Raw genomic sequence first — 25,314 nt, 5'->3', positions numbered from 1 at the left:
CCCCCGAGCCGCAGCAGCATGAGGCCGCCACCCCCGTCTCACCCATGCTGCTGCGGCTCGCCGCCGAGAAGGCCACCGGCGCCCTGCTGCGCGACCACGGCACCGTCTACTTCGTCGAAGGCCGGATCGTCCACGCCGAAAGCCCCAGCTCACCCGGGGTCGACGTACTGCTCACCGCCGCCGGCCGGCTGCCCCGCGAGGGGTGGGAGGACGCCGTGAACCAGGCCGGGGCGCGCGGCGCCGTCGGCCGCCATCTCGTCGACAGCGGCCGGCTGCACGACGGCGAGCTGGAGATCTGCCACCTCGGCGCCGTCTACGACGCCGCGTTCTTCGCCCTCGGACCGGCCGGCGGCCCGGCCCGTTTCCGCCCCGGGGCGGCGCACTGGTTCGGCACGGTCCGCCCGGTCGACACCGAGGCCGTGGAGCGCGAGACGGTCCGCCGCCGCGAACTCCTCGACAGCGTCTGGCCGTACCCCGCCGTCGACACCACCCCCGTGATCCCCCGCCCGCCCGCTCCCGGCCAGCCGGTCGGCACCCGGCACCGGGCGCTGCTCGCGGCGGCCGACGGGACGCGGACCCCGGCGGACCTCGCCCGCGTCCTGGGCCGGCCCGCCTTCCACACGCTGCTGGACGTACGACGGCTCGCCGCAGCCGGTCTGGTGGAAACCCCCTACGAAGCGGCGCCCCCCACCCCGCCCCTGGTGCCCGCCTGGGTCGGCGAGGTCGCCACGCCCGACCCCGACATCGCCCTGCTCCGCCGGCTCCGCGACGCGCTGGAGGCAGCCCTGTGATGAGGCGTGCCCTGCGCCTGCGCGCCGAGAGGAGACACATGATGACTGCCGAGGCCGAGGTGCTCGGCGAGCTGAGACGTCTGCGGGCCCGGCTGCCCCAGCTCACCGGGGCGCTCGCGGCCAGCATCGACGGACTGGTCCTGGCCCAGGACACCGTGGGCAACCAGGCCGAGAGCGTGGCCGCGCTCACCGCCGCCGCGCTCGGCGTCGGACAGCGGCTCGCGGACACCACCGGGCAGGGCGGCTTCAAGGAGCTGCTCGTCCGGGGCGAGAACGGCTATGTGGCGACGTACGCGGCAGGCGGCGCCGCCGTCCTGACGCTGCTCGCCGAGCCCCGGATCAACGTCGGCCGGCTCCATCTGGAGGCCCGCCGGTCCAGCGCCCGGATCGCCGAACTCGTCGACGGCGCGCTGGACCGCAGAGAGCAGACCCGGCCCGCCGCGCCGGGCGGCCGGCTGCCCCAGCGGCCGGTCGACCGCCCCGCTCCCTGACCGCCGGCCGGCGTCACGCCCCACCGCTCGCGCGGCGACCCCGGCCGGCCCACCCCGACCCGTCCTGCCCCGACCTGACATGACATGACACGAACCGACCTGAACTGACCGATCGCACACCGAGAACGCACGCCCATCCCACGGAAAGAAGAACGGAACCACACCATGGCGAACACCGAGACCTCCCTCAAGGAAGCCGCCCAGATCGAAGGCGCGATCGGCGCGGCGCTCGTCGACTACACGAGCGGCATGGCCCTCGGCACCATCGGCGGCGGCAAGGACCTGGACCTGAACGTGGCGGCGGCCGGCAACACGGACGTCGTCCGGGCCAAGGTCCGCGCGATGGAGATGCTGGGTCTCAACGACGAGATCGAGGACATCCTCATCACCCTGGGCAGCCAGTACCACCTGCTCCGGCTGCTCAAGACGCGTGGCGCGAACGGCCTCTTCCTGTACCTGGCGCTGGACAAGAGCCGGGCGAACCTGGCGATGGCCCGCCACCAGCTGAAGAAGATCGAGAACGAGCTGGAGATCTGAGTCCGGCTCCAGGGCGGGCCTGGTGCCCGCGGGCCGTGCCCCCGGCCGGTCGGCGATGAGCCGGCCGACCGGCCGGGGGCACGGCCGCTCCCGGCCGCTCCCGGCCTCTTGATCCCCGGCTCCGGGTACGACCAAGGCGGCCCGGCCGTCGGCCGCAAGCCGACCCAGTCATCCCAGCCGACCCGGCCGCCCCAGTCGCCCCAGTCGCCCCATCCGACTCACCCGGCCCGGCCGACCCAGCCGACTCAGTCGGTGAACAGACCTCGTGCCGCCGCCCGCGCGTCGAACTCCTCCAAGCGCGCCTGCGCGTCCGGCAGTTCGTCCGCCATCGCCTCCAGGAGCACCCGCCCGAGCAGCATCGGCGCGCAGGCCGTGTCGAAGGCGAGGCCGGTGCCGACGGCGGCGGGGATGAGCAGATCGCTGTGCGCGGCGACGGGTGCGAACGCGGACTCGGCGACCGTCACCACGGTGAGCCCGGCCGTACGGGCGAAGGCCAGCGCGTCCACGACCTCGCGCGGATGGCGCGGCAGCGCGAAGCAGAGCAGCGCCGACGCCCCGGCCCGTACCGCCGCGTCGATCCGGTCCTCCAGCATCGAACCGCCCTCGTCGAGCAGCCGTACGTCCGGATGGACCTTGCCCGCGAAGTACGCGAAGCCGCGCGCCTGCGAGGAGGCGGCCCGCAGGCCGAGGACGGGCAGCGGGCGGGAGGCGGCGAGCAGACGGCCGGCCCGTTCGACGGGCGCGGGGTCGGCGAGCAGTTCGGCGAGGTGCCGCAGATTCTCGATCTCGCCGAGCACGGCCTGCTGGTACTCGTTGTGGCCGGTGGTCCGCTCGGGGGCCGCGGGAACGCTTTCGCGCAGATGCCGGCGCAGAGCGGGATAGCCGTCGAAGCCGAGCGCGACCGCGAACCGGGTGACGGACGGCTGACTCACCCCGGCCAGCTCGGCCAGTTCCACGCTGGACAGGAACGGCACGTCGGCGGCCCTGCGCACCATGCAGTGCGCGATCCGCCGCTGCGTCGGCGTGAGCCGGTGTCCTTCGAACAGTGACTGCAGCCGTCCAGCGGGGCTGTCGTTCATGCCGTCCCCTCCCCTTCCACCCGCCGAATATTCACGCACCAAGAACTCTGCATAAGCATATGCAGTCGGTGGGGTGCGCGGCGACGGGACGTTCCCGGCGCCCCCGTCACCGCGCCCCCGTCACCGCGCTCCCCTACGCCACGCACCCCGGCAGGCGCGGGACGAGAATCAGCCGGTTCGATCACGATGCGCACGCTTTCCCCGCAGGGCGGCGCCATGGACGAACACCGAGGAACGCGCTTGCCATCAGGTGTGAAGCGCCGATTCCGCACGACCGGGGGATCGACGAGTTCCGGACAGGGCGAGGCGGAGTGCGACCGGGAGTCCGGACCCGCTGGCTACAGTGAGCGCGCTCCTCACCGACCAGCCACCCCGCCCCGCCCCGTTCGGCCGCGCGGGAACGGCGGTCCCTCACCGGGGAACACGCGCGACGCGAGCGATCCCGCTCGCGGACATCGCTCTCCAAGGCAAGCGAGTACAGCGCCACCCGCAAGAGCGTCGCGCCCGGGAAGCGGTACGGGCGGCGGCGCTCCCTTGACGACACGTCCAGGACCTTTCCGTTCCTTCACGACTTCCCAGGAGTGTGCAGAACGTTGAGCAGGCAGAGAGACAGAAAGCGAAGAGCCGTCCGTTCGCGACGCGTGGCCGCCGCGGTGGCGTGCGCCGCACTCACCGGCGGGCTGCTCCAGGCCGCCGCGTCCCCCGGCTCGGCAGCCGCCCTCGACGACTCGGGGCGGGCGGCGACCACGTCCTCGCAGCCGAAGACCGATCCGAACCCGGAGACGACCCCGAAGCCGACTCCGGAGACCAACCCGGACGCCACCCTCGGGAAGGGTTGGGCGAACTCCGGCGACCGCGCCGTCGTCGGTGCTGCCGACGCCGACGGTTACCGGATCACAGTGGCCGACAGCGCGAAGGCGTACGCGTGGAAGACCGCCGCCGTTCTCGCCGAGCCCGGCATCACGGCGGATCTGTGGATCGGCAACCAGTGCGTCATGGACCGGACGCATGCCGCCGTCGTCTACGCGCCGCGCGCGTTCGTCAACAAGCCGGACCTCATGCAGGGCGGCGCGTTCGCCGCCGTCGTCGAGCTGGACACCGGCAAGGTCACGAAGCTGCCGTTCACGGTGTCGCTCGCCTACTTCGACCCCTCGTGCAACCCGGCCACGAAGACGGCGGCGTTCAGCGCGTTCCGCGAGGACCGGACACGTCTCGTCACCGTCGGCACGTCCGGCACCGTCGCGGCGGACACGACCGCGCGGGGGCAGCTGACGTCCGCCGTGCCCGTCCGGGACGGTGTGGTCGCCGCCCGGGGCAGCAGCCTCGTGCACGTCGCCCGGCCCGGAACGCTACGGGAGCTGGCGGAGTCCGACGGCGTGCCGTACGACATCCGGGCGACCGGCCGCGGCGGCATCGCCTTCCTCGACCACCAGGGCGGCACCGCCCGCGCACGCCTGTGGACCGGGCACGGACGCCCGTCGACCCTGGCCACGGGCAAGCTCGGCGACCTGTCCCTGAAGCAGGGCGGCACCTCACGGGTGTTCCTCACCGGTCACCCCACCGGTGACCGCCACCTCGGCGGCACGGACGTGACCGCCCTCGCGGTGCCGGCCGACTCCGACGTCTCCAGTGAGGGACGGCTCACCGTCGCCCCGGTCGTGTCGCCCGCCGTCCGCGCCGGTCTGGAGCGGATCAAGGGCTCGGGCCGCGGCTTCACACGGTCGGAGCCGGTATCCCGGGACCACGACGCACTGCCCCCGCAGACGGGTGGCGCGCAGCCGCTGTCGATGACCGCGACGGCGTCCGCGACCGGCAAGAAAATCACCCGTACCGCCCAGGGCCAGGACGGCGGGTCGGGCAACACCACCGCCTCCCCCTCCCGCGCCTCGTCCTCCGGCGTCCCGTCCGGCGCGAAGAACTCCGGCCAGGCGTCGAAGGGTGTCGCGGCCACCGCCCTCTCCAACGACCCGGTCGACACCGACCGTTGGTGCTCGGTGCCCCGGAACGACGTGAACAGCCTGGCCCTGCAGCCGACGCCGAACCAGGTGGAGTGGGCGGTCGACATGGCCGTACGGGGCGAGCTGCGTTCCACCTGGGTCACCCAGGGCGGCTGGCGGTCCCAGACGGGCCTGGGCACGATCGACCCCCAGGGCCTGTTCCCGCCCCCGACGCTGAAGGGCGGCGGGCGCATCCCGGCGCAGGTCCTCCTCGGCGTCCTCGCCCAGGAGTCGAACCTGTGGCAGGCGGAATCGGGCGCGATCCCCGGCCAGATGGGCAGCCCGCTCGCCGCGGTCGCCGGCTACTACGGCCACAAGGGCGCCGACGCCGACGCGTACTGGAAGATCCACTGGGACAAGTCCGACTGCGGCTATGGAGTCGGCCAGGTCACCGACGGCATGCGGATGGCCGGGCACGAGAAGGACCACGAGACCTCGCTGCCGGCGGCCACGCAGCGGGCCGTGGCGCTCGACTACACGGTGAACATCGCCGCGTCGATGTACATCCTCGCGGACAAGTGGAACGAGGTGCACACCGACGGCCAGAAGATCACCGTCAACAACGACGACCCGGCCAAGCCCGAGAACTGGTTCACCGCGCTGTGGAACTACAACCTCGGTTTCAACCCGCCGGGCAGCGCCTCCGGCCAGGCCTGGGGCCTCGGCTGGTACAACAACCCGGCCAACCCCATGTACCCGGCGAACCGCGGCCCGTTCATGGACACCTTCATCGACCCGGAGGCCGCGAAGGACGCGGCGCACCCGGAGCGCTGGCCGTACGAGGAGAAGGTGATGGGCTGGGCCGCCTGGTCCATCGACACCGGCCACTCCTACGCGACCGACGGCCGGCAGGACTGGCCCGGCGACTCCGGCTTCTCCTCGGCCGGCTTCCGCCCCGCATGGTGGGTCACCGACACCGAACGCAGCCTGGTCAAGCCGCCGTTGAGCGCCTTCTGCAACAGCAACAACAACTGCGACCCGTTCAACCCGCCGCACTGCGACACCGAGGACTGCTACACCCAGTACTGGTACCACTCCCCCAACGTCACCTGGAAAGCCTCCTGTTCCAACACCTGCGGCAACGAGAACATCAAGTACCTGACCCTGCGCGCCGAGCCGGGTCGCGGCACCCGTCTTCAGTACGGCACGCCGGCCTGTGACGCCACGAAGCAGTCTCCCGGAGGGCTCCCCGGCGGAGCGCTCATCGTCGAGGCGGTGGCGAACGGGACGCAGACCTGGGGCGAGTGCGGCGCGGTCGCGTCGGCCGGAAGCTTCGGGTTCGAGTTCAGCCCCGACAGCGACGGCCTGTACGAGGCCAAGGGCGACCTGCACCAGATCGGCGGCGGCTACGGCGGGCACTTCTGGTACGCCCACACCCGCGACTACGCGCATCTGGGCGGTATCGGCGGGCGAATGACCGTGAAGGGCACCTGGACCCTCGGCCAGAACCTCGGGCAGTGGGCACGCGTCTTCGCCCACATGCCGGACACCGGAACGCACACCCAGCAGGCCCACTACGTGATCAGAGGCGTCGCCGGCGGCGACCGCGACCGGTACGTCAACACCTACTTCCAGGCGAACCGCTGGGTCGATCTGGGGGTCTACAACTTCACCGGAACGCCGAAGGTGGAGCTGTCGAACACCACCGACGACGGAACCGCCGACGAGGACGTGGCCTGGGACGCCGTCGCGTTCCAGAAGCTGCCGGGCAAGCCCCGGCACGTGGTCGTCGCCATGGGCGACTCGTACTCCTCCGGCGAGGGCGCCGGAAGCTACTCGCCGGAGTCGAACACCTCCCACGGCACGAGCCGTTGGAACGCCTGCCGGCGCAGCGCCAACTCCTGGGGGCGCAAGGTCGTCCTGCCCTCCCAGACCAGTGGCATCGGCGCGCTCTCCGACAGCTTCAGCACCGCCGTCGAGTTCCAGAACGTCACCTGTTCCGGGGCGATGACCAAGAACGTGGCCTACGTGCCGTCCGGCAACGATCCCCAGGCCTACCGCGAGGGCCAGTTCAACGAGATCACCCAGGTCGACTCCGGTGTCCTGGACTCCAGCACCACACTGGTGATGCTGACCCTCGGCGGCAACGACGAGGGCGGCTTCGCGGGCGCCATGCAGGAGTGCGGCGACCTGGGCGACTGCAGCAAGGACTCGACCTTCCTGCCTCGCAAGAGGGCCATCGTGAACAGGATGATCACGGACCTGAAGGAGGTCCTGAAGACCATCGCGTCGAAGGCGCCCAACGCGACGGTCATGCTCATGGGTTACCCCGAGCTGCTCAGCCGCACGGTCAAGTGCGCGGGATCGTGGTACTACGACATGCCGGAAGTGGCCGCCCTCGCCAAGCTCGTGAACTACGCCAACACGGAACAGCGCAAGATGGTGGACGCGTTGCGCACCGGCCCGGAGCAGATCAGGGTCCAGTACGCGAACCCCGTCGACGCCTTCGTGGGCCACGGCGGCTGTGACGATCCGGAATGGATCAACAAGATCGTCATCGGCCCGAACGGCGACGGCGACTTCCACGCCAACGACCCCGCTTCCCAGCTCTGCACATGGGACTGGCTCGGCGGCGACTGCCTCAGCCGTGAATCCTTCCACCCCAAGAACGCGGGGACGACGGGCTACGCTCAGGTGATGAGCAGCCGTCTCAACGAGATCGGATACACGGGTTCCTGACATGACGCGAGAACCGAGCCCGCGCACCGGGGCGGCTCCTTGGGCGAAGTGGCTGATCGGGTGCGTGGGCGCGGCCTTGGGCCTGGCCGCTCTGGCGTATGTGGTGATCGCCCTGTGGGTCGCCTACGCCGTACCGGCGTTCTTCGACCGGCCCGAGCCGTCCGCCGAGGAAAGAGCGCTCGAAGGAAAGGCCGGACTGACCCAGGTCCGCCTTCAAGAGGCGCTGAGAGACGGCGAGTTGACCGATGAGGAGACCGCCTGGGCGGCGGGCGAGGAGCGGCGGATGGAGAAGGACCACCGGCCGCCGCGCCTCGTGGTGAAGTACGCGGTGCCGGGGAAGAAGGATTCCTTCCGGTGCGTCGCGTTCGCCTTCCCGGACGGGCTGAAGGCCGGGAAGCGCATCACGAACGAACAGCTCGACGACTGCCCCTTCTGAGTTCCGCGGAGCTTCAGAGGGACAGTGACCGGCACGGGGCTTCGGCTCCGTGCCGGCTTTCGTTTCGTGACGGCCGCTCTCGCGCGAGTCCGGGCGGGACGCCAGGGCCCGAACGGAGGCTCGGCGTGGGGACCGCCGCCCCCTGCGCGAGCGCAGAGGTCGGGACGACGGCGGTCCCCCCGAGCGGACGCCGGGCCCGGGTCAGGGCCGGTGACCCGCGTCCGCCGGCGTCCATGGAGGTCCGGGAGCCGCTCCGGAGGTCCGTGACGCCGACAGGGATCACTCTCCCGCCGTCTTGTTACGCGGGCGCTGCGGACGTGTGTCGCGCGCGTTCCGTTCACGCGAACACGCATACGTACGCGTTCACGTACACCCGCGCCGCACGCGTAGAGCGGGTACGGGAAGGGGCGGCGCGCCCGAAGGCGCGCCGCCCCGTTCCGTACCGCTCGTACCGCTTACTTCACGCCGGGGTTCGCGGCCAGGAAGGCCAGCAGGTCCTGGCGGCTGACCACGTCGGTCGGCTTGCCCTCGACGAGGACGATCGCCGCGTCCGCGTCACCGAGCACCGCCATCAGGTCGGCGACCGGCTCGCCCGAGCCGACCTGCGGCAGCGGCGCGGACATGTGGTCGCCCAGCGGGTCCTCCAGGGAGGCCTTCTGGTTGAACAGCGAGCTGAGCAGCTCGCGCTCGACGACCGAGCCGACGACCTCGGCGGCCATCACGTCGGGGTGGCCGGCGCCCGGCTTCACGATCGGCATCTGGGAGACGCCGTACTCGCGCAGCACCTCGATGGCCTGGCCGACGGTCTCGTCCGGGTGCATGTGGACGAGCGAGGGCAGACCGTGCGTCTTGTGGCCGAGCACGTCGGCGACGGTGGCGGAGGTGGTGTCCTCCAGGAAGCCGTAGTCGGCCATCCACTCGTCGTTGAAGATCTTCGAAAGGTAGCCGCGGCCCGAGTCCGGGAGCAGCACGACGACCACGTCGTCCGGGCCCAGCTCCTTGGCGACCTCAAGGGCGGCGACGACCGCCATGCCGCAGGAGCCGCCGACGAGCAGGCCCTCCTCCTTGGCGAGGCGGCGGGTCATCTGGAAGGCGTCCTTGTCGGACACGGCGACGATCCGGTCCGTCACCTTCTGGTCGTACGCGGTCGGCCAGAAGTCCTCGCCGACACCCTCGACCAGGTACGGGCGGCCGGAGCCGCCGGAGTAGACCGAGCCCTCCGGGTCCGCGCCCACGACCTGGACGGCGCCGCCGCTGGCCTCCTTCAGGTAACGGCCGGTGCCGGTGATGGTGCCGCCGGTGCCGACGCCCGCGACGAAGTGGGTGATCTTCCCCTCCGTCTGCTCCCACAGCTCGGGGCCGGTGCTCTCGTAGTGCGAACGCGGGTTGTTCGGGTTGGAGTACTGGTCGGGCTTCCAGGCGCCGGGCGTCTCACGGACGAGGCGGTCGGACACGTTGTAGTACGAGTCCGGGTGCTCCGGGTCGACCGCGGTCGGGCAGACCACGACCTCGGCGCCGTACGCCCGCAGAACGTTGATCTTGTCCGTCGACACCTTGTCCGGGCAGACGAAGATGCACTTGTAGCCCTTCTGCTGGGCCACGATCGCCAGGCCGACACCCGTGTTGCCGGACGTCGGCTCGACGATGGTGCCACCCGGCTGAAGGGCACCGCTCTGCTCGGCGGCCTCGATCATCCGGACCGCGATGCGGTCCTTGACCGAACCGCCGGGGTTGAAGTACTCCACCTTGGCCAGGACGGTCGCCTGGATGCCGGCGGTCACGTTGTTGAGCTTCACCAGCGGGGTGTTGCCGACGAGGCTGATCATCGAATCGTGGAATTGCACCGTAGTCTCCGGGGTCTCCGTAATGGTGCAGCCAGCGTATTCGCTGGAATGCGTAGGTGGAGCCGCTTCCGGGGCAGTACACGTCAAGACGGCTTCACCGCCGCACGGCATCACGGCTTCACGCATCACGGCTTCACGGTACGAAGGCACCACGGCACGACGGCCGCACGGTACGAAAGCACGACGGCACCACAGCTACACGGCACGACAGCTACACGGCACGAAGGCACGACGGCATCACAGCTTCAGGCATCACAGCTTCACGACGGCATGGCGGCTGCTCCACGGCCGCACCACGACGCACGGGAGGTGACGGCCCCGATGTCCAGGGCGAGGGTGGCACGGCGGATCGCCGCGGGAGCGGCGTACGGCGGCGGAGGCATCGGACTGCTCGGGGTCGCCGCGGTGGGGGTGTTGCTCGCCGAGGCGGCGCTGGCCCGGCGGTCGGTCGGCAACGGGGTGGCCCCGCTGCCCCCGGGTCCGGACGGGCGCTACGGGCGGTCGTACGACACCGAGGAGCCCCTGCGGCTGGCCCTTCTGGGTGATTCCACGGCGGCCGGTCAGGGCGTACGGCGCACCGGGCAGACCCCGGGCGCCTTGCTCTCCTCCGGCCTCGCGGCGGTGGCCGAGCGGCCGGTGGACCTGCGGGTGGTGGCCCTGCCCGGGGCGCGCTCGGACGATCTGGAGCGGCAGGTGTCCCTGCTGCTGTCCGGACCGCCGTCCGGCACCCCGGATGTGTGCGTGATCATGATCGGCGCGAACGACGTCACCCACCGGGTGCCCGCCACCGAGTCGGTGCGCTGCCTCGCGGCGGCCGTCCGGCGGCTGCGGACCGCGGGCGCGGAGGTGGTCGTCGGCACCTGCCCGGACCTCGGCACGATCGAGCCGGTCTACCAGCCGCTGCGCTGGCTGGCCCGGCGGGCCTCCCGGCAGCTGGCGGCGGCCCAGACGATCGTGGTCGTGGAGCAGGGCGGGCGGACGGTGTCGCTGGGCGACCTGCTGGGGCCGGAGTTCGAGGCCAATCCGCGCGAGATGTTCGGCGTGGACAACTTCCACCCGTCGGCCGAGGGCTACGCGACGGCGGCGATGGCGGTCCTGCCCACGGTCTGCGCGGCGCTGTCGATCTGGCCGGAGCCGGAGCGGATCGAGACGGCGCGGAACGAGAACCTGCTGCCGGTGGCGCTGGCGGCGGCCGAGGCGGCGAGCGAGGCGGGCACGGAGGTGGCCGGTACGGAGGTGGCGGCCACCCGCACGCCGTGGGCCCTGCTCAAGCACCGCAGGCGGTGGCGGATCCCGGTACCGAACGGGAACGGCCACGGCCACGGGCATGGCCATGGGCACGGCAACGGGAAGGGGAAAGGCCACTGGCACGGGCTCGGCTTCGGGAACGGCCACGGGCACGAGAGCGGGAAGGGAGAGAAGAAGGAGGGGGAGGGAGAGGGAGAAGCGGCGGAGCACGAGGACAAGACCGGGAGTGGAAACGGAACCGGAGACGCGGGCGGTACCGGTCCCGGGAACGAATCCCAGGTCCCCGGCGGTTCCAAGGAGTGCGACAAGTACGGCAAGGAGCGCGACGGATCCGGGAGGGCCGGGCCCGGGGAACCGGGTACGGACGGGGGCGCGTCCGGAGGACAGGAGACGCCCCTCCCCCAGGACTCCTGAGACAGGGCTCCTGAGGCAGGACTCCTGAGCGAGCGCTTAGAAAAGAGGCCCGCATCACACGCCAAGCCCGGTGACCCGCGCGGTACGTACGGGTAACTTCCCTTTCTGTCCACCCACTCCGCATTTTTCTGGAGCTGTGATGCCCGAAGCCGTCATCGTCTCGACCGCCCGCTCTCCGATCGGCCGGGCCTTCAAGGGCTCCCTGAAGGATCTGCGGCCCGACGACCTGACCGCCACGATCATCCAGGCCGCGCTCGCCAAGGTCCCCGAGCTGGACCCGCGCGACATCGACGACCTGATGCTGGGCTGTGGCCTGCCGGGCGGCGAGCAGGGCAACAACCTGGGCCGGATCGTGGCCGTGCAGATGGGCATGGACCACCTCCCGGGCTGCACGATCACCCGTTACTGCTCCTCCTCGCTCCAGACCTCGCGGATGGCCATGCACGCCATCAAGGCGGGCGAGGGCGACGTCTTCATCTCGGCGGGTGTCGAGATGGTCTCGCGCTTCGCGAAGGGCAACTCGGACTCGCTGCCGGACACGCACAACCCGCTCTTCGCCGACGCCGAGGCCCGTACGGCCGCCGTCGCCGCGTCCGAGGGTTCGACCTGGCACGACCCGCGCGAGGAAGGCATCGTCCCCGACGCGTACATCGCCATGGGCCAGACCGCCGAGAACCTGGCGCGCTGGAAGGGCATCACCCGCGAGGACATGGACGAGTTCGGCGTCCGCTCGCAGAACCTCGCCGAGGAAGCCATCAAGAAGGGCTTCTGGGAGCGTGAGATCACCCCGGTGACGCTGCCCGACGGCACGGTCGTGTCGAAGGACGACGGCCCGCGCGCCGGCGTCACCCTGGAGGGCGTCTCCGGCCTGAAGCCGGTCTTCCGCCCCGACGGCCTGGTCACCGCGGGCAACTGCTGCCCGCTGAACGACGGTGCCGCCGCGCTCGTGATCATGTCCGACACGAAGGCGCGCGAGCTGGGCCTGACCCCGCTGGCCCGGATCGTCTCCACCGGCGTCTCCGCGCTGTCCCCCGAGATCATGGGCCTCGGCCCGGTCGAGGCGTCGAACCAGGCCCTGAAGCGGGCCGGTCTGACCACGAACGACATCGACCTGGTCGAGATCAACGAGGCCTTCGCCGCGCAGGTCATCCCGTCCTACCGCGACCTGGGCTTCGACCTGGACAAGGTCAACGTCAACGGTGGCGCCATCGCCATCGGCCACCCCTTCGGCATGACCGGCGCCCGCATCACCGGCACCCTCATCAACAGCCTCCAGTTCCACGACAAGCAGTTCGGCCTGGAGACGATGTGCGTGGGTGGCGGGCAGGGCATGGCGATGGTGATCGAGCGGCTGAGCTGAGCCGGAGCGGAGGGTAGGGGTCGCCCGAGGAACGAGGGCGGGACCTGCCCGCAGCGGTGGCGAAGCTCAGCGCGAGCAAAAAAGAGGGCGCCTTAGCTGACGACGAGGAGCTGAGCCGGAGCGGAGGGTAGGGGTCGCCTGAGGAACGAGGGCGGCACCTGCCCTCCGCGGTGGCGAAGCTCAGCGCGACCAGGGAAGAAGACGGCTGAGCTGAGTCCCGCTCAACCCCCTCTGAACTGGGCCAAACGCCTTGAGGCCGACGCCCCGTAACCAACCGGCTACAGCGTCAACCCTCCCGCGTCCAAGCCGTGACCGAATCTCCCCCAGGATGTGACATACATCCTGGGGGAGGGTCGTTTTCGCAGGTCAGCGCAGTTTCGGGGCCAAATACCCGACAGAAATACCTGTCCATTTCGTGACGTAATGCACTGACAGCTGGAGCAGCCCCGCCGCAAGCTGATGTAGGAAGTCGGGGGATCGACTCGGAATCGGGAGTACGTCAGTGAGCGCACTGTCTCTTGCCCTGCTGGTGAGCACGGCCGCCGCCACGGCTGTCGGCGCCGCCGCTCTGTACGCCGCCCACGGTCTCCGTCAGCAGATCATCGCGCTGCGTGGCGAACTCGCCACCGAGCAGGGCCGGTCGGTCCCGCAGCCGCGGCAGTCGGACACCGCCGAGATACGGGCCGCGGTCGCCGAGGCCCTCGCCGAGGAGCGGGAGCGGGAGCTGGCCGAGGCGCGGGCCTTCTGGGCCGCGCAGGAGGCCCGTGACGCCGCCGACGCGCCGTCTCTGCTGGGTGGTCTCACCGGCCCCACCGAGGACGGTCCCTATTACGTGCCGCGCCAGGCCGACTTCGCGGGTCTGGAGGCGATGGCCCTGGAGGCCATGGAGGCGGAGGCGGCCGCGCTCGACAACCGGGAGGCGCGCGAGGCGCTGGACGCGTTCGACGCGCTCGACGGCCTCGACACCCTGGAGGACCTGCCGGAGCTGACCGGCGCCGGCGACTACGCGGAGGACTCCCCCGAGCTGGCCGCGGCCCGCCGCCGGCACCCCTCGCACCCGGACTTCGTTCCGGTGCGGACCCCGGTGGCGACGGACCACGAGCGCACGGTGGACCGGCTGGAGGAGCTCGCCGAGACGGCGACGGCGCTGACCGATGTCCGTCCCGGCCCGCTGGGCACGCTGGACGTGTACGTCTTCGCCGACGGCACCACGCTCTGCATGACGCCGGGTCACCGCGAGACGGCCGAGCGGCTCGCCGAGGCGCTGCGGGCCGGGCGTACCCCGGTCCTGCTCGGCGGTTCGGGTGTCTCGGGGGCGTACGCGCTCACGTTCTCGTACGGCGAGAGCGCCGAGGACACCGTGTACATCCTCGCGGACCGTGTGATCGCCAGCCTCTGACGGCCGGCGCCCACCACGCCCGCGCCCAACCCCCTGCCCGGCGCTTCCCACGGGCCCGCACCCGGCTCCGCGGCCCCGCGCCCGACTCGCGACCCCAAGGCCCGGCCCCGCCCGGCCCCCAGGCCCCCTCAAGGCCCCTCACGGCCTCTCGCAGCCGCCTCAGAGCCCTCAGAGCCCCGAGCGGGCCTCCGACTCCCGTACCAGCCGCACGGCCTCGTCCAGCGCCTCCTCGGCGCCGGGCGGGGCCGTGCGCAGCGTTTCGGCCAGATCCGCGGCGGCGACCGCCAGCTGGTCGGCGACCGCGAAGACGCCGGCGTCGGGCATCGTCCGGGGTTCTTCGCCCGGGAACTCCAGGCGCTGCGCCCGGTCGGCCAGCTCCCGCGCGAGCGCGAGCCCCTCGGCGGCGGCACCGCGCTGGAGGCGGCTCTGCGGGGCGGCCCGCAGCCGGTCGGCGAAGCGTTCGGCGGCGGTGGTCAGTTCAGTCGTATCGCGCACCCGGCGACCCTATGCGCCCCGCGCGGCCCCTCGCCAACGCCCCCACCCGGGTCCCACCCAGGCCCCCGCCTCTCCCCCTCACACACGGAAGCCGACATACGGGAAGGGCCCGCCCGGCTGCTGCCGGACGAGCCCTTCCCGTATGTCTTCCCGTGTCTCACACGGGGTCAGTCGTCCACAGGGTCAGTCGTCGCCCTGGAGGATCGACAGGAGGCGCAGGGCCTCCAGGTAGATCCACACCAGCGTCATGGTCAGACCGAACGCGGCCAGCCAGGACTCCTCGCGCGGCGCACCGTAGGTGATGCCGTCCTCGACCTGCTTGAAGTCGAGGGCGAGGAAGCACGCGCCAAGGATGATGCCGACGATGCCGAAGACGATGCCGAGGCCGCCGGAGCGGAAGCCCAGGCCGTCGCCGCCACCGAAGACGGCGAACAGCATGTTGACGGCCATCAGCAGCACGAAGCCGAGCGCGGCGGCCATCACGAAGCCGTAGAAGCGGCGGGTGACGCGGATCCAGCGCATCTTGTAGGCGATCAGCACGCCGGCGAAGACCGCCATGGTGCCGAGGACCGCCTGGGTGACCACCCCGTCGGCGATGTACGTCGAGACGGCGGCGGAGATCACACCGAGGAAGACGCCCTCGAAGGCCGCGTAACCGAGGATCAGGGCCGGGCTGGGCTTGCGCTTGAACGACTGGATCAGCGACAGGACCATCGCGACGAGCGCGGAGCCGATGCCGATGCCGTACGACTTGCCCAGGTTCGCCGGGTCGACCGGCAGCAGCAGCCAGGCGGCGATGGCGGTGACCACGACCGTGCCGAGCGTGATGGCCGTGCGGCTCACCACGTCGTCGATCGTCATCACATTGCCGCGCGCCTGCTGCGGGGCGCCGAACTGGGCGTCCTGCGTCGCGTAGGGGTTGGTCGCGTACGGGTTCGCGGCACCGGCGGCAAAGGGGTTGCCGTTCGGGTGTTGGGCCGTTCCGACGGCGGGGCCCCCGGCCTGCGGCTGCGCGCCGAAGCCCGCGTAGCCGTTGTCGCGGCTGAACCCCCGTCGCGAGAAGACCGGGTTGCTGCTCCTCATCTCACTCCTCCATGGGCCGCACGGCGCGGCGCTGCGACCAGAGTAATGCGAAGGCAAAGGAAACGGCCTCGTGCTGCGGGAGGATCTTCATCACGAATCGGTCGGGGAGCCCCGGACTCCCCCCTTAAGGGGGAGCCGGGAAAGCACTCCGACGGAGGTGCGAGAAACCCGAGACGCCCCTGGTGCGGCGGTCGGGGAATGTGCCCGGAACCGGACTCGAACCGGTACGACCCGAAGGCCAGCGAGGTTTAAGCTCGCCGTGTCTGCATTCCACCATCCGGGCGTGGCGCGAAGCCCCGCGCTGGCACACGAGCCTATCGGGGCGGCGTCGCCCGATCAGAGGAACCGCAAACCGATGTTGTCTTATTTTATTGACAGCTGAGGGAGCGTCAGCGCTGGTGGAAGCCCCTTGCCGAAGGTGAACGGCGGTCGCGGCCGAGAAGTCACCATCACCGGATTGACGGAAACTCGCCGCATGTCCGGGGGCGACCTTGGCAAGTCGACGCCACCAGGACCACCACCGGACCTCCGTCGGGCCCGTCACCGACCCCGTCACCGGCCCCGCCGACAAGCCGTCGCAGGCCCCTCCGCCGGGCCCGCCACCAGCCCCGCCACCACTCCACCCCCAGGCCCGGCCCCGGAATCCGCACCCGCCGACCATGATCATCTATCAGGGTTCCTGTCATACCTCAGGAGGAGAAGCGGTCGTTACGGTGCGACTCCAGACGGCCCCGGGAACGGGCATATGGACGGACGATCTCGGCCTTAACGCTCGACACGATGGAGTGGTTCCTGAACAACCCGGATTGACCTGACGAACAGGAGTCCCCCCTGTGACCACCACTCCCACCGTGCCCCGCTCCACCGCGGTGGCCGCTCGCGCCACCGACCTGACGAAGGTCTACGGCCACGGCGAGACCCAGGTGGTCGCGCTCGACCGCGTCAGCGTCGACTTCCGGCAGGGCGAGTTCACCGCGATCATGGGCCCCTCGGGCTCCGGCAAGTCGACCCTGATGCACTGCGTCGCCGGCCTCGACTCGTTCAGCTCCGGCTCCGTCCGGATCGGCGACACCGAGCTGGGCAGCCTGAAGGACAAGCAGCTCACCCAGCTGCGCCGGGACAAGATCGGGTTCATCTTCCAGGCGTTCAACCTGCTGCCGACGCTGACCGCCCTGGAGAACATCACCCTCCCGATGGACATCGCCGGCCGCAAGCCGGACAAGGAGTGGGTGCAGCGCGTCATCGACATGATCGGTCTGTCCGGCCGGCTGTCCCACCGCCCCTCGCAGCTCTCCGGCGGCCAGCAGCAGCGCGTGGCCGTGGCCCGTGCCCTGGCCTCCAGGCCCGAGATCATCTTCGGTGACGAGCCGACCGGAAACCTCGACTCGCGCTCCGGCGCCGAGGTCCTCGGCTTCCTGCGCAACTCGGTGCGCGAACTCGGCCAGACCGTGGTGATGGTGACCCACGACCCGGTCGCCGCCTCCTACTCGGACCGGGTGGTCTTCCTCGCGGACGGCCGGATCGTCGACGAGATGCTGCACCCGACGGCGGACGACGTGCTCGACCGCATGAAGGCGTTCGACGCCAAGGGCCGCACGAGCTGAGCCGAGGGCCCGCCCCTCCTCTTGAGGGCCCGCCCCTCCTCTTCTCCGGCGCTCTTCTCCGGCACCCTCCGCCGCCCTTCCCCGCCGCCCCTTCCCGGCGCGCCCGTCTCCGTCGCCCTCCTCCGTTCAGGAATCAGGACCCAGACCTCCCATGTTCCGCACCGCCCTGCGCAATGTGCTCGCGCACAAGGCCAGGCTGCTGATGACCGTGCTCGCCGTGATGCTCGGCGTGGCCTTCGTGTCCGGCACCCTCGTCTTCACCGACACCCTCTCCAACGCCTTCCGCAACCAGTCCGCGAAGAGCTACGACGACGTCGCCGTCGCCGTCACCGCCACGGGGGCCGTGAACGACCCCAACGCGTCCCCGGCGCTGTCCGAGAAGACCCGGCAGAAGATCGCCGCGCTCGACGGGGTGGCCGACGCCACCGGCCGGGTCAACGGCTTCGCCGGCGTGCCGGACAAGAACGGCAAGCTGATCGGCTCCGGCTGGTCCAACAAGGGCACCAACTTCGCCCCCGGCAAGGACGGCAAGGACACCGCGTACGCCTTCGTCTCCGGCACCGGCCCGGTGAAGGACGACCAGATCGCCCTCGACAAGGACACCGCCGACAAGGGCGGCTACCGGGTCGGCGACCAGGTCCGGGTGGCCACCAACGGCCCCGTCGAGACGTACGAGCTGACCGGTGTCTTCACCACCGAGGACGGTGCCGTGAACGCGGGCGGCAGCCTCGTCCTGTTCGACACTCCGGTCGCCCAGAAGCTGTTCCTCAAGCCGGGCCACTTCATGGAGATCACCGTGCGCGCCGCGCCCGGCGCCGACGCGGACAAGATCCTCGGAGCCGTGGAGCCGATCGTCCACGACATCGCCGACGCGAAGACCGGTCAGGCCCTCGCCGACGAGCAGGCCAAGGACATCGAGTCCAGCATGAGCGCGATCAACCAGATGCTGCTCGGCTTCGCCGGCATCGCGCTCTTCGTCGGCATCTTCCTGATCTCCAACACCTTCACCATGCTGGTCGCCCAGCGCACCAAGGAACTCGCGCTGATGCGCGCCGTCGGCGCCTCGCGCAAGCAGATCACCCGCTCCGTGCTCGCGGAGGCCGGTCTGGTCGGCCTGGTCGCCTCGGTCATCGGCTTCGCGCTCGGCATCGGGCTCGCCGCCGGTCTGCGCTCCGCCATGTCCGCCTTCGGCCTGAAGGTCCCGGCCGGCGATCTGATCATCGGATCCACCCCGCTCGTCGCCTCGCTCGCCGTCGGTGTCCTCGTCACCATGCTGGCCGCCTGGCTGCCGGGCCGCCGCGCCGCGAAGATCCCGCCGGTCGCCGCGATGAGCAGCGTCCACGCGGTCGCCACCACCAAGTCGCTGGTCGTGCGCAACACCATCGGCGCGATCCTCACCTCGCTCGGCGCGATCGGCATCGTCCTCGGCGCCGGCAAGGGCGGCGACGACGGCCGTATGTTCATCGCCGGCGGTGCGTTCCTCGCCCTCCTCGGGGTGATCGTGCTGATCCCGCTGCTGTCCCGGCCGGTGATCGCGCTGGCCCGCCCGGTGCTCAAGGCGTTCGGTGTCGCGGGCAAGCTGTCCGGCCAGAACGCGGTCCGCAACCCGCGCCGCACCGGCGCCACCGCCTCCGCGCTCGCCATCGGCCTCACCCTGGTGACCGGTCTGTCCGTCATCGGCGCCTCCGCCGGCGGCGCCGTCGACCGGGCGACCACGGACCAGATCAAGGCCGACTACATGATCGCCATGGCCAGCGGCGACGGCCTCAACCAGGCCGCCCTGGACGCCGTGGCGAAGACCCCGGGCGCGGTCGCCGTCTCCCCGCAGCAGTCCGGCTACATCGACTTCGTGAAGGGCGGCTTCGCCTCCGTCTCCGGTGTCACCCCGGACGCCATCGCCCGGCTGGTCAAGCTGGACGTCACCGACGGCTCACTCGACTCCCTCGCCCAGGGCGCGATCGCGGTCGACGACACGACCGCGAAGAAGCGCGGCTGGAAGGTCGGCTCCACCGTCTCCGTGACCTTCGCCGACAAGAAGAAGGGCGACCTGAAGGTCGGCGCGGTCTACGCGGAGAGCGGCTTCGTCTCGCACATCCTCGTGGACACCGAGGTCCTCAACGCGCACGACCCCAAGCCGTACATCCCGCAGGTCTTCGTCAAGATGGACGGCGGCCCGTCGGACGCGGCCGAGAAGGCCGTGATGAAGTCGCTCGGCGACAACCCGGCCATGCTGGTCATGGACAAGCAGGACATCCGTGACTCCTTCAGCGGCGCCATCGGCACCATGCTGAACGTCATGTACGGCCTGCTGGCGATGGCTCTGCTCATCGCGGTCCTCGGCGTCGTCAACACCCTGGCGATGTCGGTCTTCGAACGGCAGCAGGAGATCGGCATGCTGCGCGCGATCGGTCTCGACCGGCGCCGCGTGAAGCGGATGGTCCGCCTGGAGGCCGTGGTCATCAGCCTCTTCGGCGCGGTCGTCGGCATCGGCCTCGGCTCGTTCCTGGGCTGGGCGATCGGCGAGACGATCAAGAGCAGCCTGCCGGACTACACGCTGGTCCTGCCGTGGGGCCGGCTCGGGATCTTCCTGCTGCTCGCCGCCCTGGTCGGCGTGCTGGCCTCGCTGTGGCCGGCCCGCAGCGCGGCCAAGCTGAACATGCTCCAGGCGATCAAGGCGCAGTAAGCGGTAGGCGGTAGTAGCAGCCGGCGGTACGTCGCACGGGCCGGGTTCCTTCGGGAACCCGGCCCGTGCGCGTGTGCGCGTGTGGGGGTACGTGGGTGCTTGGGTACGCGTCAGCTCCCCGCGCAGTACGTCATCAGCCGGTCGTGGTTCGCCCGGAACTGGTCGTAGAGCGCCGGTACGTCGATCTTCAGCAGCGTCTCGTCGTTCGCCCGCAGCGCCGGGTAGGTGTAGTTGTGGCTGCCGGTCCACACCAGCTTGCGGCCGGACACCCCGTCGTACGTGCCCTCCACCAGCAGGTACTTGGAGTGCAGCCCGGCCTTGGCGACGTTCGCGCCCCGGTCCTCGTAGCACTGCACGCGCTGCGTGAGCTTGCCGGAGACGATCGACTCGACGCCCGCGCCCATCGAGCCGGGCGCGCCGTCGTGCGCGAGGTACACACCGCAGCCGGCGTTCTTCAGGGCGACGAGCTTGCTCGCGACCTCGCGGCGGGTGAAGAGGTTGGCGGCCATCCGGATCTTGGTGGCGCCGCCCGCGCAGTCGACGTTGTCGAGGATCAGCTTGACGGTGTCGGTGCTCGCGTCGGAGTCGTACGAGGTGCCCGCGGCCTCCTTGCGCGGGAAGAAGTACGCCTTGTACGGGCTCGCGGTCGGCGTCTTGTAGTAGTGGTCGAGGCCCTTGGCCGAGGTGCCGTACGCCAGTAGATCCGCGAAATAGTCCTGGTAGACGGCGTAGAGGCCGCTGTCGGGGAGAGTGACGGCGTTGTTGAACAGATCGGTGCGCTGGACGCCGGTCAGGTTGGCCGAGGACTGCACGACGACGTCCTTCGCCCCGCCGGTGGCGGAGAAGAGGAAGAACTTGTTGTGGTTGATGGCCCCGTCGGGGTCGCCGGGAAGCTTCCGGTCGCCGAGGCAGCCCCGGCCGGCCGGGCACGCGTACACCCAGGAGTTCTTCGTACGGTCGGTGCCGAGCTTGGCGGCGAGGTTGTCGTACTCGCCGCCCGTGGTGACCCGGGTGGTGTGGTCGAGCAGGATCCGTACGCCGACCCCGCGCGCCGAGGCGGCGGCGAGCGCGGCGGAGACGTCGTCGTCGGTGAAGTTGTACATGCCGACGCTGATCGTGGAGCCGCTCTCGGCCCGGTTCACCAGGTCGACGATGTGATCGCGGATGCGGTTCTGGGCGGCGGCGTCGCCCCCGGGGTCGTTGAAGGTGGCGGTGGCCGTCACCGCGGCGGCCGCGCTGTTCACGGTGGTGCCCGCGGGTGCGGCGCGGCCCGGGACCGCGGACAGGGCGAGCAGCGTGGTGGTGGCGAGGCCGGCGGCGGCGAGGGCCCGGGGCAGGGCCAGCGGCGGACGGGTGACGGGACGACGGCGCACAGTTCCCCCTGTGAGACGGACGCGGTGGTTCGGACAGGCCGGTGGTCGGGTCAGTCGGGTCAGTCGGGACGAACGAACCGGGCCCATGGAAAAGCGGGGTGCCGGTTCGCACTGGCACCCCGCCTACCCGGAGCCGAAAGGGCTGAACGTATCGATCGGCCGAACGGGTTTAACAAAACTCGGGACTTGGGACTGAGATCTGGGGACCGGGGACCGGGGCCCGAAGCGGGAACCCGGTACGCCGCCCCGCCCGATCAGCCGTCGGTCCCGGACCCCGCCCCCGCCCCCGTCTCGGTCCACTCCCGGGGCCGCAGCGCCATCCCCGAGGCCCCCGACTCCGGTGTCTTCACCGCGAGAAACTGGTTCACGCCGATCCGGTTGCGTTCGAACGACACCGCCGACGCCGCCATGTAGAGCCGCCAGATCCGGGCCCGCCCCGGCGAGACCAGCCGGACCGCCCGGCTCCACTCCCGCTCCAGGTTGGTCACCCACTGACGCAGCGTCAGCGCGTAGTGCTCCCGGATCGCCTCGACGTCGCGCACCTCGAAGCCCGCGTCCTCAAGGGTCGTCAGGGTGCGTCCCATCGGGGCGAGTTCGCCGTCCGGGAAGACGTACGCGTCGATGAAGGCGTCCACGTGGTACGCGGACTCGTCCGCCTCCGGGCGGCGCGCGATCTGGTGGTTGAGCAGCCGCCCGCCCGGCTTGAGGAGCCCGTACAGGATGTCCGCGTACTCCCGATAACGCGCCGCGCCCACGTGCTCGGCCATGCCGATGGACGAGATCGCGTCGAACGGGCCGTCGGGGACGTCCCGGTAGTCCTGGACCCGGATCTCCACCCGGTCCGTCAGCCCCTCGTCGGCGACCCGCTTGCGGGCGAACGCGGCCTGCTCCCGGGACAGGGTGATGCCGACGACCTTGACCCCGTACTCGCGGGCCGCGTGGATGGCCATCGAACCCCAGCCGCAGCCGACGTCGAGCAGCCGGTCGCCCTCCTTCAGCCGCAGCTTGCGGGCGATCAGGTCCAACTTGTCGCGCTGGGCGTCCTCCAGGATGCCCGCGGCCTCGGCGGCTCCCTCCGTCCCCACGGCCCGTTCGTCACTCTGGCCCCAGTAGGCGCAGGAGTAGACCATCGAGGGTCCGAGGACCAGCTCGTAGAACTCGTTGCCCACGTCGTAGTGGTGACTGATCGCCTGCTTGTCGCGGCGCTTGGAGTGCCGGACCCCGCTGCGCCCGCGCACCTCCTCGACGGGCGGCTTCGGCGGCGGCAGCGGACCGCCCAGCTTCAGCAGGGCGCGGGCCGCGGCCCGTACCTTCGGATCGCGTACGGCGTCGAGCGCGCCGCGCGCCTCCTCGCCCTCGCCCCGTTCCCAGACCGCCGTGGCCAGCTTGTCCAGGACGACGTACAGATCCCCCTCGACGTCGATCTCGCCGGCCACCCAGGCGCGTGCGAGGCCCAGCTCCCCCGGTTTCCACAGCAGCCTGCGCAGCGCGCGGCGGTCGCGGATGATCAGTACGGGGCCGCCCGCGGGTCCTGCTTCGCTGCCGTCCCAGGCCCGCAACCGGACGGGGAGCGGGGCTCCCATGACGTCCTCGGCGAGTGCGGTCAGCCGCGATGCGGCGTCGGCCATGATGCAACACCTCCGTGATCCCGTGCCCCAGAAATGCCTGTCACCAGAGGAACACCGTCGGTAGGTGATTTCACTCCCGCCCGGACGCACGCGTCCGTAAAAACATACGAAAGGGCAAACGAAAGGGCCGCCCGCACCACGGATGGCGGACGGCCCTTTCGGGGGTACTACGGGTACTACGAGGTGCTGTGCTGGATCCTGCGGATCCTGCTCAGACCCTGCTCAGGTGCGGTGCGCGCCGGTACGCCGGTACCCGCGCGCAAGCTCCCGGGTCAGGAAGCCTTGGCGGGCTCCTGCGCCGGGGCGGCCGGCTTCGGGGCGGGCTTGGCCGCCTCGTAGAACTCCTCGCGCGGCGTCTCCATGGCACCGAGGGAGACGACCTCACGCTTGAGGAACATGCCCAGGGTCCAGTCGGCGAAGATGCGGATCTTGCGGTTGAAGGTCGGCATCGCCATGCCGTGGTAGCCACGGTGCATGTACCAGGCGAGACGGCCCTTGAGCTTGATCTTCATCTTGCCCATGACGATCATCGCGACGCCCTTGTGCAGGCCGAGACCCGCGACGGCGCCCTTGTTGGCGTGGCGGTACTCCTTCTGCGGGAAGCCGCGCATGCCGGACACGACGTTGTCGCCGAGGACCTTGGCCTGACGCAGGGCGTGCTGCGCGTTCGGCGGGCACCAGGCGTTCGGGTTGCCGGCGTCGCGGCCGACCATGTCCGGAACCTGGGCGTTGTCGCCGGCGGCCCAGACGTAGTCCATGCCCTGGACCTGGAGCTTCTCGGAGGTGTCCACGTGGCCGCGGGGGCCGAGCGGCAGACCGAAGCGGGCGAGCGCCGGGTTCGGCTTCACACCGGCGGTCCACACGATCGTGTTGGCGTCGACCTCAAGGCCGTTCTTCAGCACGACGTGACCGTCGACGCAGGAGTCCATCGAGGTCTGGAGGTAGATCTCGATGCCCCGGCTCTCCAGGTGCTCCTTGCCGTACTGGCCGAGCTTGGGGCCGACCTCGGGAAGGATCTTGTCCGCGGCGTCGACCAGCACGAAGCGCATGTCCTCGCGCTTCACGTTGGTGTAGTACTTCGCGGCGTCGCGGACCATGTCCTCGACCTCGCCGATCGTCTCGGCACCGGCGAAACCGCCACCGACGAAGACGAAGGTGAGCGCCTTGCGGCGGATCTCCTCGTCGGTCGTCGAGTCGGCCTTGTCGAGCTGCTCGAGGACGTGGTTGCGCAGGCCGATGGCCTCCTCGATGCCCTTCATACCGATGCCCTGCTCGGCGAGGCCGGGGATCGGGAAGGTACGGGAGACGGCACCCATCGAGATGACCAGGTAGTCGAACGGCAGCTCGTACGCCTCGCCGACGAGCGGCGCGATCGTCGCGACCTTGCGGTCCTGGTCGATGGTGGTGACCCGGCCGGTGAGCACCTCGGCTCCACGCACGACGCGTCGCAGCGGGACGACGACGTGGCGCGGCGAGATGCTGCCGGCGGCGGCTTCGGGGAGGAAGGGCTGGTAGGTCATGTACGACCGGGGGTCGACGACCGTGACGGTCGCCTCGCCGTAGCGCATCTTCTTCAGGATGCGCCGAGCTGCGTACAGTCCTACGTACCCGCCGCCTACTACGAGGATCCTGGGACGCTCCGTGGTGCTCATGGCATCGAGTATCCACCCCGCGGGAGGGGGTACCTCGTGCGCCCCTTCACAAGGTTGCCGGGTACCTCTGCTACACTCCGCCGCCCACGTGACGGATGTCATGATCCAGCAAAGGAACCGGGGGCTCCGGTTGGACGTTGGGCACCCCTTGTGAACTGGCCTGGAGGCCGTTCCTTCACGCTGAACGACAGGGCGCGTTCACACGATGGAATCAATGAGCGAATGCCTGCGCGCGCCTGCGAAAGGACCGTGGGCACCCCCCGAATGGGACCAAAGTCCCTCCAGAGGCACCTACAGGGCCCTTTCGGGGGCCTTTCTCTTGTGAAGAACTTCACGAACCTTTTCGACAGGACGTCACCAAAGGGCCCTCGCGGGCCCCTTCCGGGCCTGTTTCGACCCCCTCGCAAGCCCCTCACAGGCAGTCATAGCCGACCGCTATGTGACGGATAGCGGGATCACATGGTGGGGCGGGGGGACTCTGGTGAGACGAGTGGGGCGGGGCCGGATGTCCACGAAGGACC

At 70.7% G+C, this 25,314-nt stretch carries 16 protein-coding genes, 1 tRNA gene and 1 pseudogene; 10 read left to right on the top strand and 8 right to left on the bottom strand.

What is annotated here, in order from left to right; all coding sequences use genetic code 11:
- Window positions 1-44 precede the first annotated feature (44 nt).
- The 3 genes from ABZ990_RS16745 (at window position 45) to ABZ990_RS16735 (ending at window position 1,819) form a co-directional block, all read left to right on the top strand.
- A complete protein-coding gene (locus ABZ990_RS16745; RefSeq protein WP_361231470.1) occupies window positions 45-791 on the top strand; it encodes a transcriptional regulator in 747 nt (248 codons plus the stop codon).
- Complete coding sequence (locus ABZ990_RS16740) at window positions 791-1,282, top strand: roadblock/LC7 domain-containing protein (RefSeq protein ID WP_361231468.1); 492 nt, start codon at window positions 791-793, stop codon at window positions 1,280-1,282. The genes ABZ990_RS16745 and ABZ990_RS16740 overlap by 1 nt, the downstream gene beginning before the upstream one ends.
- A 165-nt stretch (window positions 1,283-1,447) precedes the next feature.
- Window positions 1,448-1,819, top strand: a complete 372-nt coding sequence (locus ABZ990_RS16735) for a hypothetical protein (protein ID WP_361231467.1) — start codon at window positions 1,448-1,450, stop codon at window positions 1,817-1,819.
- A gap of 245 nt (window positions 1,820-2,064) precedes the next feature.
- Here ABZ990_RS16735 and ABZ990_RS16730 read toward each other — a convergent pair whose 3' ends face one another.
- Complete coding sequence (locus ABZ990_RS16730) at window positions 2,065-2,898, bottom strand: MurR/RpiR family transcriptional regulator (protein ID WP_361231465.1); 834 nt, start codon at window positions 2,896-2,898, stop codon at window positions 2,065-2,067.
- Window positions 2,899-3,539: 641 nt separating this feature from the next.
- On the opposite strand from ABZ990_RS16730, the gene ABZ990_RS16725 reads away from it, so the two are divergent.
- Together ABZ990_RS16725 and ABZ990_RS16720 are read left to right on the top strand one after the other, a co-directional pair.
- Window positions 3,540-7,574 (top strand): SGNH/GDSL hydrolase family protein, encoded by a 4,035-nt coding sequence (locus tag ABZ990_RS16725; RefSeq protein WP_361231463.1) that lies wholly within the window; start codon window positions 3,540-3,542, stop codon window positions 7,572-7,574.
- 1 nt (window position 7,575) lies between these two features.
- Window positions 7,576-8,010 (top strand): hypothetical protein, encoded by a 435-nt coding sequence (locus ABZ990_RS16720; protein ID WP_361231461.1) that lies wholly within the window; start codon window positions 7,576-7,578, stop codon window positions 8,008-8,010.
- A 455-nt stretch (window positions 8,011-8,465) separates the two neighbouring features.
- On the opposite strand, the gene ABZ990_RS16715 is transcribed toward ABZ990_RS16720, so the two are convergent.
- The gene (locus tag ABZ990_RS16715; protein WP_361231459.1) at window positions 8,466-9,854 is read right to left on the bottom strand and encodes a cystathionine beta-synthase; all 1,389 of its coding nucleotides are present in this window, start codon (window positions 9,852-9,854) and stop codon (window positions 8,466-8,468) included.
- Window positions 9,855-10,175: 321 nt separating this feature from the next.
- Here ABZ990_RS16715 and ABZ990_RS16710 point away from each other — a divergent pair.
- From ABZ990_RS16710 to ABZ990_RS16700, 3 genes and pseudogenes are all read left to right on the top strand, one after another.
- Window positions 10,176-11,150, top strand: a pseudogene (locus ABZ990_RS16710) (SGNH/GDSL hydrolase family protein); the annotation flags it as partial.
- Window positions 11,151-11,655: 505 nt separating this feature from the next.
- Complete coding sequence (locus ABZ990_RS16705; protein ID WP_361231457.1) at window positions 11,656-12,876, top strand: acetyl-CoA C-acetyltransferase; 1,221 nt, start codon at window positions 11,656-11,658, stop codon at window positions 12,874-12,876.
- Window positions 12,877-13,378: 502 nt separating this feature from the next.
- Window positions 13,379-14,275 (top strand): hypothetical protein, encoded by an 897-nt coding sequence (locus ABZ990_RS16700; RefSeq protein ID WP_361231455.1) that lies wholly within the window; start codon window positions 13,379-13,381, stop codon window positions 14,273-14,275.
- Window positions 14,276-14,443: 168 nt separating this feature from the next.
- Here the strand turns inward: ABZ990_RS16700 and ABZ990_RS16695 are convergent, their stop codons facing one another.
- From ABZ990_RS16695 to ABZ990_RS16685, 3 genes are all read right to left on the bottom strand, one after another.
- A complete protein-coding gene (locus ABZ990_RS16695; protein WP_361231453.1) occupies window positions 14,444-14,770 on the bottom strand; it encodes a hypothetical protein in 327 nt (108 codons plus the stop codon).
- 183 nt (window positions 14,771-14,953) lie between these two features.
- A complete protein-coding gene (locus ABZ990_RS16690; RefSeq protein WP_361231451.1) occupies window positions 14,954-15,853 on the bottom strand; it encodes a Bax inhibitor-1/YccA family protein in 900 nt (299 codons plus the stop codon).
- A gap of 201 nt (window positions 15,854-16,054) precedes the next feature.
- Window positions 16,055-16,136, bottom strand: a tRNA-Leu gene (locus ABZ990_RS16685).
- 550 nt (window positions 16,137-16,686) lie between these two features.
- Here ABZ990_RS16685 and ABZ990_RS16680 point away from each other — a divergent pair.
- Both ABZ990_RS16680 and ABZ990_RS16675 read left to right on the top strand, forming a co-directional pair.
- Window positions 16,687-17,457 carry an ABC transporter ATP-binding protein gene (locus ABZ990_RS16680; RefSeq protein WP_361231449.1) on the top strand — a complete coding sequence of 257 codons (771 nt, stop codon included), beginning with the start codon at window positions 16,687-16,689 and terminating at the stop codon, window positions 17,455-17,457.
- Between the two features lie 151 nt (window positions 17,458-17,608).
- Window positions 17,609-20,140: an FtsX-like permease family protein gene (locus ABZ990_RS16675; protein ID WP_361231447.1), complete on the top strand. Its 2,532-nt coding sequence runs from the start codon at window positions 17,609-17,611 to the stop codon at window positions 20,138-20,140.
- Window positions 20,141-20,250: 110 nt separating this feature from the next.
- Here the strand turns inward: ABZ990_RS16675 and ABZ990_RS16670 are convergent, their stop codons facing one another.
- From ABZ990_RS16670 to ABZ990_RS16660, 3 genes are all read right to left on the bottom strand, one after another.
- Complete coding sequence (locus ABZ990_RS16670; RefSeq protein WP_361231445.1) at window positions 20,251-21,513, bottom strand: phospholipase D-like domain-containing protein; 1,263 nt, start codon at window positions 21,511-21,513, stop codon at window positions 20,251-20,253.
- Window positions 21,514-21,767: 254 nt separating this feature from the next.
- Window positions 21,768-23,141 carry a cyclopropane-fatty-acyl-phospholipid synthase family protein gene (locus ABZ990_RS16665; RefSeq protein WP_361231443.1) on the bottom strand — a complete coding sequence of 458 codons (1,374 nt, stop codon included), beginning with the start codon at window positions 23,139-23,141 and terminating at the stop codon, window positions 21,768-21,770.
- Between the two features lie 272 nt (window positions 23,142-23,413).
- Window positions 23,414-24,793 carry an NAD(P)/FAD-dependent oxidoreductase gene (locus ABZ990_RS16660; RefSeq protein ID WP_361231442.1) on the bottom strand — a complete coding sequence of 460 codons (1,380 nt, stop codon included), beginning with the start codon at window positions 24,791-24,793 and terminating at the stop codon, window positions 23,414-23,416.
- Window positions 24,794-25,314: the final 521 nt, after the last annotated feature.

The organism is Streptomyces sp. NPDC046203 (genome assembly GCF_040646255.1).
GTDB lineage: Bacteria > Actinomycetota > Actinomycetes > Streptomycetales > Streptomycetaceae > Streptomyces.
Note: the sequence above shows the minus strand (reverse complement) of the source record. Positions and strands in the feature narration are given on the sequence as shown.

Bases quoted from the DNA above. Each gene is read 5' to 3' on its own strand.
- ABZ990_RS16745 (WP_361231470.1), top strand. From the start codon at position 45: ATGCTGCTGCGGCTCGCCGCCGAGAAGGCCACCGGCGCCCTGCTGCGC.
- ABZ990_RS16740 (WP_361231468.1), top strand. From the start codon at position 791: ATGAGGCGTGCCCTGCGCCTGCGCGCCGAGAGGAGACACATGATGACT.
- ABZ990_RS16735 (WP_361231467.1), top strand. From the start codon at position 1,448: ATGGCGAACACCGAGACCTCCCTCAAGGAAGCCGCCCAGATCGAAGGC.
- ABZ990_RS16730 (WP_361231465.1), bottom strand. From the start codon at position 2,898: ATGAACGACAGCCCCGCTGGACGGCTGCAGTCACTGTTCGAAGGACAC.
- ABZ990_RS16720 (WP_361231461.1), top strand. From the start codon at position 7,576: ATGACGCGAGAACCGAGCCCGCGCACCGGGGCGGCTCCTTGGGCGAAG.
- ABZ990_RS16705 (WP_361231457.1), top strand. From the start codon at position 11,656: ATGCCCGAAGCCGTCATCGTCTCGACCGCCCGCTCTCCGATCGGCCGG.
- ABZ990_RS16690 (WP_361231451.1), bottom strand. From the start codon at position 15,853: ATGAGGAGCAGCAACCCGGTCTTCTCGCGACGGGGGTTCAGCCGCGAC.
- ABZ990_RS16675 (WP_361231447.1), top strand. From the start codon at position 17,609: ATGTTCCGCACCGCCCTGCGCAATGTGCTCGCGCACAAGGCCAGGCTG.
- ABZ990_RS16665 (WP_361231443.1), bottom strand. From the start codon at position 23,141: ATGGCCGACGCCGCATCGCGGCTGACCGCACTCGCCGAGGACGTCATG.
- ABZ990_RS16660 (WP_361231442.1), bottom strand. From the start codon at position 24,793: ATGAGCACCACGGAGCGTCCCAGGATCCTCGTAGTAGGCGGCGGGTAC.